The sequence below is a fragment of the Streptomyces sp. genome (assembly GCF_031181705.1).
GTDB lineage: Bacteria > Actinomycetota > Actinomycetes > Streptomycetales > Streptomycetaceae > Streptomyces.
This window is the reverse complement of sequence record NZ_JAPSKN010000153.1, coordinates 1-12,723: the sequence shown is the minus strand read 5'-3', so window position 1 is coordinate 12,723 and position 12,723 is coordinate 1. Positions and strand designations below refer to the sequence as shown.

At 73.2% G+C, this 12,723-nt stretch carries 12 protein-coding genes; 1 reads left to right on the top strand and 11 read right to left on the bottom strand.

Features of this window, described 5'->3' with window-relative positions; genetic code table 11:
- The 11 genes from RIN80_RS23130 to RIN80_RS23080 all read right to left on the bottom strand — a co-directional run.
- The coding region (locus RIN80_RS23130) for a right-handed parallel beta-helix repeat-containing protein (RefSeq protein WP_309097567.1) at positions 1-1,213 on the bottom strand (1,213 nt) is incomplete at its 3' end.
- Positions 1,214-1,246: 33 nt separating this feature from the next.
- Positions 1,247-2,803 (bottom strand): family 43 glycosylhydrolase, encoded by a 1,557-nt coding sequence (locus RIN80_RS23125; RefSeq protein ID WP_309097566.1) that lies wholly within the window; start codon positions 2,801-2,803, stop codon positions 1,247-1,249.
- Complete coding sequence (locus tag RIN80_RS23120; RefSeq protein ID WP_309097565.1) at positions 2,800-3,648, bottom strand: PmoA family protein; 849 nt, start codon at positions 3,646-3,648, stop codon at positions 2,800-2,802. The genes RIN80_RS23125 and RIN80_RS23120 overlap by 4 nt, the downstream gene beginning before the upstream one ends.
- Complete coding sequence (locus RIN80_RS23115) at positions 3,645-4,832, bottom strand: Gfo/Idh/MocA family oxidoreductase (RefSeq protein WP_309097564.1); 1,188 nt, start codon at positions 4,830-4,832, stop codon at positions 3,645-3,647. The genes RIN80_RS23120 and RIN80_RS23115 overlap by 4 nt, the downstream gene beginning before the upstream one ends.
- On the bottom strand, positions 4,829-5,209 hold the full coding sequence (locus RIN80_RS23110) for a hypothetical protein (protein WP_309097563.1): 381 nt from the start codon (positions 5,207-5,209) through the stop codon (positions 4,829-4,831). Before RIN80_RS23110 ends, RIN80_RS23115 begins: the two co-directional genes overlap by 4 nt.
- Entirely contained in the window at positions 5,206-6,102 is an 897-nt protein-coding gene (locus tag RIN80_RS23105; RefSeq protein ID WP_309097562.1) for a carbohydrate ABC transporter permease, read from the bottom strand. The genes RIN80_RS23110 and RIN80_RS23105 overlap by 4 nt, the downstream gene beginning before the upstream one ends.
- The gene (locus tag RIN80_RS23100) at positions 6,099-7,034 is read right to left on the bottom strand and encodes a sugar ABC transporter permease (RefSeq protein WP_309097561.1); all 936 of its coding nucleotides are present in this window, start codon (positions 7,032-7,034) and stop codon (positions 6,099-6,101) included. The genes RIN80_RS23105 and RIN80_RS23100 overlap by 4 nt, the downstream gene beginning before the upstream one ends.
- 120 nt (positions 7,035-7,154) lie before the next feature.
- On the bottom strand, positions 7,155-8,885 hold the full coding sequence (gene araD / locus RIN80_RS23095) for an L-arabinonate dehydratase (RefSeq protein ID WP_309097560.1): 1,731 nt from the start codon (positions 8,883-8,885) through the stop codon (positions 7,155-7,157).
- On the bottom strand, positions 8,882-9,793 hold the full coding sequence (locus tag RIN80_RS23090; RefSeq protein WP_309097559.1) for a dihydrodipicolinate synthase family protein: 912 nt from the start codon (positions 9,791-9,793) through the stop codon (positions 8,882-8,884). The genes araD and RIN80_RS23090 overlap by 4 nt, the downstream gene beginning before the upstream one ends.
- Complete coding sequence (locus RIN80_RS23085) at positions 9,790-10,449, bottom strand: GntR family transcriptional regulator (protein WP_309097558.1); 660 nt, start codon at positions 10,447-10,449, stop codon at positions 9,790-9,792. The genes RIN80_RS23090 and RIN80_RS23085 overlap by 4 nt, the downstream gene beginning before the upstream one ends.
- Before the next feature lie 151 nt (positions 10,450-10,600).
- Positions 10,601-11,197, bottom strand: coding sequence for a TIGR03086 family metal-binding protein (locus RIN80_RS23080; protein WP_309097557.1), 597 nt, complete (start codon positions 11,195-11,197; stop codon positions 10,601-10,603).
- A 132-nt stretch (positions 11,198-11,329) separates the two neighbouring features.
- Between RIN80_RS23080 and RIN80_RS23075 the strand changes: the two genes are divergently transcribed.
- Positions 11,330-12,550 carry an MFS transporter gene (locus RIN80_RS23075; protein ID WP_309097556.1) on the top strand — a complete coding sequence of 407 codons (1,221 nt, stop codon included), beginning with the start codon at positions 11,330-11,332 and terminating at the stop codon, positions 12,548-12,550.
- Positions 12,551-12,723 lie beyond the last annotated feature (173 nt).

Here is a 12,723-nt window from a genome sequence, read left to right as displayed (position 1 = left end):
GCTCGATGTGCGGCTTGCCCGCCGGGATCACCACCTTCTCGCGGTAGGTGCCCGGCGCGATGCCGATCCGTACCGGCAGGTCGTCGCCGTCGGGCACGGCGTCCTCGGCGGCCTGCACGGTCGGGTGGCCGCCCGGGGCGTGCGGCGTGACCGGTCCGCCGAGCCGCTGCTGCGGTCCGGAGAACCGCTTCACCAGCGCGGGCACGGCGGCGGCCGGATCGAGCCGGTAGGAGTAGAACTCCCCCGGGTCGAAGGCCGCGCCCCAGGCGTCGTGCCGGCCTGTCGTGTCCCGGAGGATCGACCCGCGCTGCACCAGCTCGGCGGTGGCGTCGGCCTGGTAGGGGTGCTGGACGCCGTCGTAGTAGCTGTTCTCGACGACCATCCTCGTCCGGCCGCGCGCCCAGTTCCCGTAGGTCCACACGGGGTCGCCGTCGGCGAGCTGGGAGGACAGGTAGTTGTTGTAGAGGTGCGCGTAGGCGCAGTTGTCGGCGGACGGGTTGCGCTGCTTGGTGTTGCGGAACCAGTTGTGGTCGACGGTGATCTGCGTCCGGACGTTCGGGGTCCAGCCGATGCCGAAGGTCTTGTTGTTGTCGGTGAACCGGTTGTAGGAGACGGTGATGTACTCGCTGTCCTTGCGGATGTCGAGCTGGCCGTCGCAGATCCGCGAGAACCGTATGTGGTCGATCCACACGTGGTGCGCGGTGTCGAGGCGGATGCCGTCGTAGTCGGTGTCCTTGCAGTCCCAGTCGCCCTCGACGGCGGTGTCGCGGATCGTGAGGTTGCGGATGATCACGTTGTGCGTGCCGGGGTCGAGGGTGAACCCGCCGTGGACGATCTCGGCGGTGTCGCTGACGCCGATGATGGTCTTGTCGGAGGCGACGGGTATCTCCGTGCCGAACGGGTCCATGTCCACAGAGCCCTGGACGCGGATGACGTACGGCTCCTCGGCCGCCGCGTACTTGGTGAGCGCGGCTTGGTCGGTGACGGTGACGACCTTGCCGCCCGCCCCGCCGGAGGTGCCGCCGGCGAGGGAGGCGAAGCCGTGCGGCCGGTCGCTCCAGCGGTCCGCCGCGGTCGCGGTCCGCTGCGGCTCGGCCGCCCGGGCGTCCCCGATCGTCCCGAGGCCCAGCGCGGCGACGAGGCCGAGCACGGCGGCCACGACCGTGCCGGACCGCCCCGGTCCGGACCGGCGCTTGCTACGGAAGTGCGTCATTGCGGCTCCCAACAGGCCTACGGACGTGGTGACTCACGAGGGTGTGACGCTGAACCGGGTGAAGGTCGCGGCACCGGCGTGCCCCGGCCCGGCGGGCGCGAGCGCGACGAGGCCGAGCAGGGCGCCGACCCAGCGCCACGGGGTGGCGGCGAAGACGGGACCGGAGGGCCGGAAGCCGTCGCCGGTGTCGGCGGAGAAGCGGCAGCGGGCGCCGGCGCCGATCTCGATGCGCAGCCGGGCCCGGCCTTCGGAGGCGAGCCGCGGGTGGGCGGCGTCCCGCTCGGCCTCCGCGACGCCCTCGGCGAACCGGTGCACCAGGTGCGTGGTGCCGTCCGCGCCCCGCTGCAGGCCGATCCAGGAGAACGCGTCGCCGAGCACCGCGAGCCCGGCCCGCGCCCCGGGCTCGTCGCTGTCGAGCCGCAGCTCCACCTCGGCCGTGCAGGGCGTGCCGGGCAGCCGCTGGGTGAGCACGTTCGGCAGTTTCCGCAGGTCGTGGGCGTCGGCCGAGCGGACGCAGGTCAGCCGCAGCCCGTCCCCTGAGTGCTGGGTCGCCCAGCCGTCATGGGGGTCCCCCCGCTCGAGCGAAGCCGAGAGTGGGGGAGGGTTGGCCGTCCACTGCCACTGGCGGCCGAACCGTCCGCCGGGGAAGTCGTCGTCGGTGGCCGGAGCGGCGGGCGGCTGGGGCGGCAGGGCGGGGCGCCGGTGCACGGCGACGGGGGCGCCGTCGTCCCCGAGCACCGGCCAGCCGTCCTGCCCCCAGCGCATCGGCTGGAGGTGCACGACCCGGCCGTAGGGGCCGCGCTGCTGGAAGTGCAGGAACCAGTCCTCCCCGGACGGGGTGCGCACCCAGCCGCCCTGGTGGGGCCCGTTGACCTCGGTGTCCTTCTGCTCCAGCACGATCCGCTCCTCGTACGGCCCGAAGAAGCCGCGTGAGCGGAAGGCGCCCTGCCAGCCGGTCTCCACTCCCCCGGCGGGGGCGAGGATCCAGAACCAGCCGTCGTGCCGGTACAGCTTGGGCCCTTCGAGGGTGAACCAGCCGGGTATGCGGTCGCCGTCGACGATCACCTTGCCCTCGTCGAGGAGTTCGGTGCCGTCGGGGCGCATCCGGTGGCCGGTGAGGCGGTTCTTGACGCCGGACCGGGACTTCGCCCAGGCGTGCACCAGGTAGGCCTCGCCGGTCTCCTCGTCCCACAGGGGGCAGGCGTCGATCAGGCCCTTGCCCGCCTTCAGCAGGTGCGGGCGGCTCCAGGGGCCCTCGATGCCGGGGGCGTTGATCTGGAAGACGCCCTGGTCGGGGTCGCCCCAGAAGATCCAGAGGCGTTCGTCGTGGTAGCGCAGGGACGGCGCCCACACGCCGCAGTCGTGCCGGGGCGTGGCGAACGCCGCCGCCGGTTCCAGGCGTTCCAGGGCGTGGCCGACCAGGGTCCAGTTGACCAGGTCGCGGGAGTGCAGCAGGGGCAGGCCGGGGGCGCGGCCGAAGCTGGAGGCGGTCAGGTAGAAGTCGTCACCGACACGGACGACGTCCGGATCCGACCAGTCGGCGTCGAGGACGGGGTTGGTGTAGGTCTCGGCGGACGTCTCGGCGGTCACGGGCTCACCGCCTTGCGGACGAGGGACGCGGCGGCGTCCCGGCCGAGGCGGCCGTCGGCGACGACGGTGACGATCCGGCGGACGACGGTCTCCCCCGGCGGGATCGGCAGCCGCTCGTCGCACGCCAGCGAGGAGCCGACCCCGGGGTACTCCTCGGTCCGCACGAACCACGGGTCGCGCCGGGTCCGTCCGGTGGCCCCGGCGAAGACCAGCGTCCAGCCGGCCCCGGCCAGGGCGAGCCAGTCGGCACGCCTGCCGTGCACCGCGGCCTCGCCCTCGGCGTCGGCCGTGAAGACCTCCGGCGCGGCGGCCTCCTTGCGGGCCCGCCAGAAGAAGCCGCCGTAGGCCGCGCCCGGGCGTCCGTTGGTCGCGGGACTGCCGATCGACAGCGGGCTGCCCGTGACGTTGGTGAGTGAGAAGGTGAGGTCCAGCGCCCAGGCCCGGTCGGTGAGTTCGGTGGCCGCCACCGTGCGGCGCTCGCGCAGCAGCTCACCGCCCGCGGCGACCCAGCGCAGCTCCTCCACGAAGCCGTCGGGGTCGCGCAGCTGGAAGGTGACGTGCCGCTGGGAGCCGTGGTTGTCCAGCTCGGTCGGGCCCTGGTCGCGGACGTAGGTGCGCCCGCCCCAGAAGTTGAACCCCTCGACGTCGGGAACGGCGACACCGACGCCGAGGTGGTGTGCGTGGTCGGCGGGGCCGAGCTCGGTGACCGCCGTGCCGGCCAGGGTGGTGACGGGGTGCAGATGGGGCCGCGGGGAGAGCCGTGCGGGCAGCTCGGGCCGGGCGACGTACCGGCCGACCGGCCGGCCGGCCACTCGCAGCACCGCGGTGTCGTTGCTGCTGGTCATCTGGTGCTCACCTCTTTCGGCAGGTGCTCCGCCGCCGCAGCCCAGGGGGCGCCCAGCTCGGAGTAGAGGGAGAGGGTGTCGGCGGCGGCCGCGACGAGGCCGTCGACGCCGGGCACCACCCGGCGCCTCTCGCCGGGGATCCGGTGCCAGGCGGTGTCCGGCAGTGGCGCCGGGTCGGGAGCGGTGCGGATGGCCTCCACGACCTTCATGAAGGCGCCGGTCCCGTCCGGCGGGACCAGCAGGCCGGCACCGGTGGTGAGGTGGTCGACGAGGTTCTCCAGCAGGTCGGTGCGGCCGTGCTCGAACTCCTCCGGACCGTGCCCCGCGCGCTGCAGCAGCACGCGGTCCTGCTTGTACCAGAAGGTGATGCGGCCGCTGCTGCCGTGCACCAGCACGTACGGCTCGTCCGCCCGCTCGGCGCACAGGGTCGCGGCGACGGTGACCGGGTGGCCCTGGGCGGTGGTGATCCGGACGCAGGAGGTGTCGTCGGACTCGATGGCGTTGGCGCGCAGCAGCTCGGTCTCGATGGCGAGGACGTCCTCGGCGCGGGTGCTGCCACCGAGGGCGAGCGCGGTGGCGACGGCGTGCGCGAGGGGGTTGGTCAGCGCCCCGTCGATCACGTCGACGCCGTTCATCCGCCGCTTGCCCGCCCAGGGGGCGCGGCGGAAGTAGTCCTCGTCGCGTACCCAGGCACCGGCACCGCCGAGCCCGACCAGCGTGCCGATCGCGCCATCGGCGATCAGCGCGCGCAGGGCGGGCAGGGCGTGCGAGCCGAGCGACTGGAAGCCGATCTGGCAGGCGACTTCGGCGGCGGCGACGCCGTCGGCCATCCGGCGGAACTCGGCGAAGGAGGGGGCCGGGGGCTTCTCCAGCAGCAGGTGCACCCCGCGCTCGGCCGCCGTGAGCGCCAGGTCGGTGTGGGTCGGGATGGGCGTGCAGACGATCGCGATCCCGGCGCCGGTGGAGTCCAGCAGGGCACCGAAGTCGGCGGACTGCTCGGGGGCGCCCAGGTCACCGAGCTCCTCCGCGGTCAGCGGCGTCAGCTCGCAGACGCCGGCCAGCCTGACGAGGCCCTTGTGCTGCAGACGGCGGATGTTCGCCAGGTGCCAGCGGCCGTGACCGCGGGCGCCGGCGAGGACGACGGGCACAGGTGTGTTCATGGCGTCGATCATGCGGCCGGTCATGGGGTCCTCCCCGCTCCCGCGCCGCGGGCCACCGCCCGGTCGGCGGCGGCGCTGCCGACCGGGCGGCGCGGGGCGGGCGTCCAGCCGACGTCGGCCGTCGCATCGCGCTCGCCGGGGGAGTCGCAGACGTGGTGGATGGCGAGCGGGCTCGGGGTGTCGCTGCCGCCGTCCAGGGCGCGGACCAGCCCGGCCCGGTCGGTCACCGTGTGCACGTGGCCGGTGTCGGCGGCGGTGCCCCCGGTGGTGCCCGGCCCCTGGGAGGCCCCGCCGTCGCGCGCCGGGACGGTGTGGCGGCCGCGGTCCCGGGCCTGCGCGTGCGCGGGGACGCGGAGCACCTTCCGCAGGCCCGCCGTGACGGCCGGTCGTCCGCGTGTCATCCCTTCACCGCCCCCGCGCTGAAGCCGGTGATCAGCCACTTCTGGATGAAGGCGAAGACGACCACGACCGGCACGGCCGCGATGATGCCGCCCGCCGCCAGGGCGCCCAGGTCGACGCTGTCGGCGCTCATCAGGGTGTTCAGGCCGACCGGGATGGTCTGCTTGCCCTGGTTGTTGAGGAACATCAGGGCGAACAGGAAGTGGTTCCAGGAGTGGACGAAGGCGAAGGAGCCGACCGCGATCAGGCCGGGCCGCAGCAGCGGCAGCACGACGATCCGAAAGGCCGTCATGCGGTTGCAGCCGTCCACCCAGGCCGCCTCCTCCAGGGAGTACGGCACGTTCTTGATGAAGTTGCTGATCAGGATCATCGACAGCGGCAGCTGGAAGACCGTCTCGGCGAGGATGACACTGCCGAGCGAGTTGATCATCTGCAGTTCGGCGAAGATCTCGAACAGCGGGACCAGCAGCAGCGCGCCGGGCACGAACTGGGAGCACAGCAGGGCGAGCATGAACGCCCGCTTGATCCTGAAGTCGAACCGGGCGAGGGCGTAGCCGCCGGCCAGGGCGACGAGGGTCGTCATGACCAGGGTGGCGACGCCCACGAGGACGCTGTTGCCGAAGTAGGTGCCGAAGTTGCGCTCCGTCCAGACCTTCTCGAAGTGGTCGAAGGTCATCGGCCAGGGCACCAGGGAGGTCGAGCCGGCCGGGCGCAGGGCGAAGAGCAGGATCCAGTAGAAGGGGATGAGGGTGAAGAGCAGGTAGATGCCCAGCGGGAGGTAGATCTGCCAGCGGGGTGCCTCGTCCCAGCCCCGGTTGCGCCTGGCCGGCCGGGGCGGTGCGGGGGTGGCGCGCACGGGAGCGGGCGCCGTCTCGGTCGCTTCCTTGACGCTCACTTGCTCTCCCCTCCGAACTTGCTCAGCCGCAGGTACACCATCGAGCAGAAGAGCAGGATCACGAACGCCACCGTGGTCAGGGCCGACGCGTAGCCGAAGTTGTGGGCGTCGACGGATGTGTTGGCGATGTACAGCGGCAGCGTGGTCGTCTCGCCCGCGGGTCCGCCGCCGGTCAGGGTGTAGAGCAGGTCGACGTTGTTGAACTCCCACACCGCCCGCAGCAGCGTGGACAGGATGATGGCGTCCTTCAGGTGCGGCAGCGTGATGTGCCAGAACTGCTTGATGCGGCTGGCGCCGTCGACCTCGGCGGCCTCGTAGAGGTCCTTCGAGACGGACTGGAGGTCGGCGAGGATGAGGATCGCGAAGAACGGCACCCCGCGCCACAGGTCGGCCACGACCGCCGCCGGGAAGACGGTGGAGGTGTCCGAGAGCCAGCTGGTGCCGTAGGAGCCGATGCCGATGTCCGCGAGGTAACGGGTGATGCCCGTCTGGGAGTTGTAGAGCAGCACCCAGATCGCGGAGGTGAGCACGCCGGAGACGGCCCACGGGGAGAACACCAGGGCGCGCCCCAGGCCCCGGCCCACGAAGGTCTGGTTGACGATGAGGGCCAGCGCGAGGCCGAACAGCAGCTGGAGCCCGACCTCGACGAAGACCCACTTGGCGCTGAAGACCAGGGTGTCCCAGAAGACGGGGTCCTCGGTGAAGGCGTGGACGAAGTTGTCGAGGCCCGCGAATCCGTTCCGCCACGGCTTGGTGGGGTTGTAGTTCTGCAGGCTGTAGTAGAAGACGCTGATGACCGGGTAGGCGATGAAGCCCAGCATGAGCAGGGCGGCCGGGGCGATCAGCAGGTACGGGAGCCTGCGCGGGGTGGCGGAGGCACGGCGCCGCCGTGGTGGCGCGGGCGGTTTCGCCACGGCTGCGGCTTGGGCCATGACTGTTCTCCGTTCTCAGTACGTCGTGGTACGTCGTGCGTCGGTACCTGCGTGGCAAGCGCTTTCTGCCGGGGCAGGGTCGTGCCGGGTCGTGCTGAGGTGCGCGGGTGGTGCGGCCGTTCAGCCCGCGTACGGGTCGGCGACCCGGCCCGGACGGGCGAGGAACTCGAAGTCGCAGCCGGTGTCGGCCTGCGTGATCTGCTCGTTGTAGAGCGCGCCGTAGCCGCGCTCGTACCGGGTGGGCGGCGGCGTCCACCGCGCCCGCCTGCGCTCCAGCTCCTCGTCGTCCACGTTGAGCTGGAGGAGCCTGGCCTCGACGTCGAGGGTGATCGAGTCGCCGGTGCGGACCAGGGCGAGCGGTCCGCCGACGTACGACTCGGGCGCGATGTGCAGCGCGCAGGCGCCGTAGCTCGTGCCGCTCATGCGGGCGTCGGAGATCCTGACCATGTCCCGCACGCCCTGCTTCAGCAGGCGGTCGGGGATCGGCAGCATGCCGTACTCGGGCATGCCGGGGCCGCCCTTGGGCCCGGCGTTGCGCAGCACCAGCACGCTGTCGGCGGTGATGTCCAGCTCGGGGTCGTTGATCGTGCGCTGCATGGTCCGGTAGTCGTCGAAGACGACGGCGGGGCCGGTGTGCTTGAGCAGGTGCGGCTCGGCCGCGATGTGCTTGATGACCGCGCCGTCCGGGCAGAGGTTGCCGCGCAGCACGGCCACCCCGCCCTCGGCGGCCACCGGGTTCTCGCGGGGGCGGATCACGTCGTCGTCGTGGACGACGGCGCCCGCGAGCTGCTCGCGCAGCGTGCCGTTGACAGTCGGCCGGTCCAGGTGCAGCAGGTCGGTGATCCGCGAGAGGAAGGCGGGCAGACCGCCGGCGAAGTGGAAGTCCTCCATGAGGTAGGTCCGCCCGCCGGGCCGGACGTTGGCGAGCACCGGCACGGTGCGGGCGATGCGGTCGAAGTCGTCCAGGGTGAGTGCGACGCCGCAGCGCCCCGCCATCGCGATCAGGTGGATGACGGCGTTGGTGGAGCCGCCTAGCCCGAGCACGGTGGTGACGGCGTCCTCGAAGGCCTCGCGGGTGAGGATCCGGGACGGCTTGAGCGCGGTCCAGGCGAGCTCCACGGCGCGGCGCCCGGAGGCGGCGGCCATCCGCTCGTGCCCGGAGTCCACGGCCGGGATCGAGGAGGCGCCCGGCAGCGTCATGCCGAGGGCCTCCGCCGCCGCGGTCATGGTCGACGCGGTCCCCATGGTCATGCAGTGACCGGGTGACCGGGCCAAACCGCCCTGCAGTTCACGCAGTTCGCAGTCGGTCAGGTTGCCCGCGCGGTGCTCGTCCCAGTACTTCCACATGTCGGTGCCCGACCCGAGGGTCTCACCGCGCCAGTGGCCGGGCAGCATCGGCCCCGCGGGGACGAAGAGTGCCGGTACGTCGGCCGAGGCCGCGCCCATGAGCAGCGCGGGCGTCGACTTGTCGCAGCCGCCGAGCAGCACCGCCGCGTCGACCGGGTACGACCGCAGCAGCTCCTCCGTCTCCATGGAGAGGAGGTTGCGGTAGAGCATCGGGGTCGGCTTCTGGTACGTCTCGGAGAGCGTGGCCACCGGGAACTCCAGGGGGAAGCCGCCGGCCTGCCACACCCCCCGCTTGACCGCCTCGGCCCGCTCGCGCAGGTGGACGTGGCAGGGGTTGATGTCGGACCAGGTGTTCAGCACGGCGATCACCGGGCGGCCCCGGTACTCCTCCGCCTCGTAACCGAGCTGGCGCATCCGGGCGTTGTGCGACCAGGTGCGCAACTGGCCCTCGGCGCCGTACCACTGGTGGCTCCTGAGGTCCTCGGGGTTCAGCCGGCCGGTCATATCGACCACCCCGCGGCGATCGCGGCGACCTCGGCGCGCCCGCCGTCGGGCAGCGGCTTGCTCGGCGGCCGGACCTCGCGGCGGCACAGGCCGAGGGAGGCGAGGGCCTCCTTGACGACGGTGACGTTGTCGGCGGAGCCGTTGGCGGCGCGCAGCTCCTCGAAGCGGCGGATCTGCTCCCAGACCTTCATCGCGGCCGGGTAGTCGCCCGAACGCAGCGCCTCGATCATGTTCAGGGAGACGGCCGGGGCGACGTTCACCAGCCCGGAGGTGAAGCCGGTGGCGCCCGCGGAGAAGTAGGAGGGGGCGTACGGCTCGGCGAGCCCGGCGACCCACACGAACCGCTCCAGGCCCGCGTCCCGGGCGAACGCGGCGAACCTGGCGGCGTCCGGCACGGCGTACTTCACGCCGATGACGTTCGGGCAGGCGTCGGCGAGTTCGGCCAGGCGGGCGCCGGTGAGCTGCGCGTTGCGGATGTAGGGCACGACGCCCAGCTCGGGCACGGCCTCGGCCACGGCCCGGTGGTAGTCGACCCAGCCGGCCTGGGAGACGTACGGGTGGACGGGCTGGTGGACCATCACCATCTGCGCGCCGAGCTCCCGGGCGTGCCGGGCGGAGTCGACGGCGGTGGGGATGTCGTGCCCGACCCCGACCAGGACGACGGCCCGCTCCCCGGCCTCCTCGATCGTCAGTTCCGTGACCAGCCGGCGCTCCTCGGGGGTGAGGGCGTAGAACTCGCCGGTGTTGCCGTTCGGCGTGAGGGTCCTGATGCCGCCGTCGAGCAGGCGGCGCAGCAGGGCCCGGTAGGTCTCCGGCGCCACGGAGCCGTCCTCGGCGAACGGGGTCACCGGGATCGCCACCACGTCGGCCAGGGCCGCCCGCTGGGTCTCGAACGCCACGCTGCTCATTCCTGACCTTCCTGTTCCAGGGCGGCCTCGGGGAAGGCGCGCTGCACGAAGGACGCGATGTGGGAGTGGAGGGCGCGGGCCGCGCCGTCGGCGTCGCCGGCGAGGGCGAGCCGCAGGATCTCCCGGTGCTCGCCGGCCTCCCGCTCCCAGGAGGGCGAGGCGGCCCAGGCGACGGCGGAGACCAGGGCGGCCTGGTCGCGGACCTCGTCGAGCATCCGGCCGAGCAGCGGGTTGCCGCAGGGCAGGTACAGGGCGCGGTGGAACTCCCGGTTGGCCAGGGAGCGTTCGGCCGTGTCGGTGGCGTCGTCGGCCCGGGTCAGCGCGGAGCGGGCGGCGTCCAGGGAGGCGCCGCGCTGCACGGCCCGCCGCAGCGCCTCGGGCTCCAGCAGCAGCCGGACGTCGTAGACCTCGCGCGCCATGTCCGCGTCCACCATGCGCACCGTGACGCCCTTGTACTGGCTCATCACGACCAGTCCCGTCCCGGCGAGGGTCTTGAGCGCCTCCCGCACCGGTGTCTTGGACACCCCGAACTGCGCGGCGAGTTCGGTCTCGACCAGGGCCTGCCCCGGCGTCAACTGCCCGGTCAGGATGCGGTGTTTGATCCCCTCCAGCACGTACTGCGTGCGGGAGGGGATCGGTGTGGGCACAGAGGTCATGCGCGCCTCTCGGATCTCGCGGTCACGGTGGATCGCGTATCGGATCTCACGTATCGCGTCTCATATATGACGTACGAAGTACGACGCGATGACGGTAGGAGGGCGCGTTTGTTTCGTCAATGCTTCTGACGGAAGAAACAGCAATCGCTTTCTACGACCTGGGCTTCCACCCCGGATCCCGTCCGCTCAGCCCCACCGTCCGCTCCAGCAGGGACGCCCCGGGCCCGGTGGGGACGACGGGGCCGAAGATCTCGCCCCGGCTCGGGTCGTCGACGCTCGCGGCGAGGAAGTCGTGGCAGACCCGGAGCGCCGCCGGGTCGGGGGCGTACGCCCGGCCGGCCGCGCGGGCCAGGTCCCAGCCGTGGATCACCAGTTCGTCGGTGGCGACGAGCCCGGCGACCTCGCCCGGCAGGTCGACGCCGCCGGCCCGGGTCATGCCGGTCCACGCGGCCGGGTCGCGCCAGGCCTCGGCCAGTTCGGCGAGGACCCGGGGCAGTTCCTCGCGCCAGCCGGGGCCGATGTCCGGGAGCGCGGCGCCCGGGCTGGTGTCGGTCGTGACGCCCAGGTCCTTGCGGCCGGCGTCGCGGAAGGCCACGGCCAGTCCGGTCAGGTGTCCCAGCAGGTGGCGCACCGCGTACTCCGGGCAGGGCGTGGGGTCCCGCAACTGCTCGTCGGTGACGCCTTCGGCCAGGCGCGCCAGGGCCGCCGTCTGCGGTCCGAGGTCGAGGGTCGGGGTGGTGTCGGTCATCCGTGGTTCCTCCTGGTTCCGTCTCCTGGGAGGCAGACCGACGGCGCCCGCGGAACTCATCGCCCCGCGGCCCGGTCCCTACGGCGTCTTCCCGATCCCGGCCCCCGGGCCTTAGCGCCACGATGACCGGGCATGACGACCAGAACGACCTGGCCCGCGGCGCGTGTCCTGCGTGACCGCGACGCCGGGCTCTACCTCTGCGGCGTGGTGGTCTCCGGCTTCGGCACCTCCGCCCTGTGGCTGGCCTCCGGCGTGTGGGTCAAGGACCTCACCGGCTCGGACGGCCTGGCGGCGCTGTGCCTGCTCGCGATGTGGCTGCCGGCCCTGGCCGGACCGCTGCTGGGCACGCTGGCCGACCGGGGGCGCCGCAAACCGCTGCTGATCGGCGTGAACCTGCTCCTGGGCGGGCTGCTGCTCACCCTCGTCGGCATCGACGCACCGGGCGAGTTGTGGTTGCTGTACGCGGTGCTGTTCGTGTACGGCGCGGCGGGCGTGGTCCACGACGCGGCCGAGTCGGCGCTCGTCGCCACCGCCGTCGACCCGTCCCTGCTGGGCGACTTCAACGGTCTGCGCATGACGGCCGCCGAGGGCATGAAGCTGCTGGCCCCGCTGGCCGGTGCGGGCCTGTACACGGCGTACGGCGGCGCGGGTGTCGCCCTGCTGGACGCGGCGACGTTCGCGCTGGCCACGGCCGTGTACGCCCTGCTGCGCGTCCGGGAGGAGAGGCCCGCGCCGCCCCGTGGCGGCACCCGGCGGCGCACCGCCGAGGGGATCCGCCACCTGTGGGCGCACCCCGTGCTGCGCCCTGTGGTCCTGGCGGGCGGCGCCACCATGCTGCTGGCCGGACTGAACGGGGCGATGGTCTACGCCGTCGTCGACGATCTCGGGCACTCCCCCGCGTACGCCGGTGTGCTGTACGCCGTGCAGGGCGCCGGGTCGGTCGCGGTCGGGCTGCTGTCCGGCCCGGCTCTGCGCCGCCTGGGGGCGCGGTGCTTCGCGGCGTACGGCATCGCGCTGCTGGCGGTCGCGGTGGCCCTGCGCGCGGTGCCGTCCGGCCCGGTGGCGCTGGTGTGCAGCGCGGCGATCGGGGCGGGGCTGCCCGCCGTGCTGATCGCCGCGCTGACGTCCGTGCAGCGCGAGACGCCGGACCCGCTGCTGGGCCGGGTCACCGCCACGGCCCACACGCTGGTGTACGCGCCGAACGTGGCGGGCCTGGCCGCGGGAGCGGCCCTGGTGGAACTGGTGAGCCACCGGCCGGTGCTGGTGTGCCTGGGCGCGGCTCTGCTGGGGACGGCGGTGGCGCTGCTGCCGCCGCCGTCGCCGACCAGGCGCGAAGCCGCCCCGCACGGGTGACGGCGGCACCGCTGCCGTCCTTCCTCAGCAGCCCGGACCAACCCGTCCCGCACCGGGGAAAGCGCCGCCGCGGCAGCCCTGGGCGACCCCGCACGCGCAGCCGAACGACGGCCCCGCAGCCGCCCCGGGCGACCCCGCCCCGCTCAGGCCAACAGCGGCAGCCCGCGGCCCCC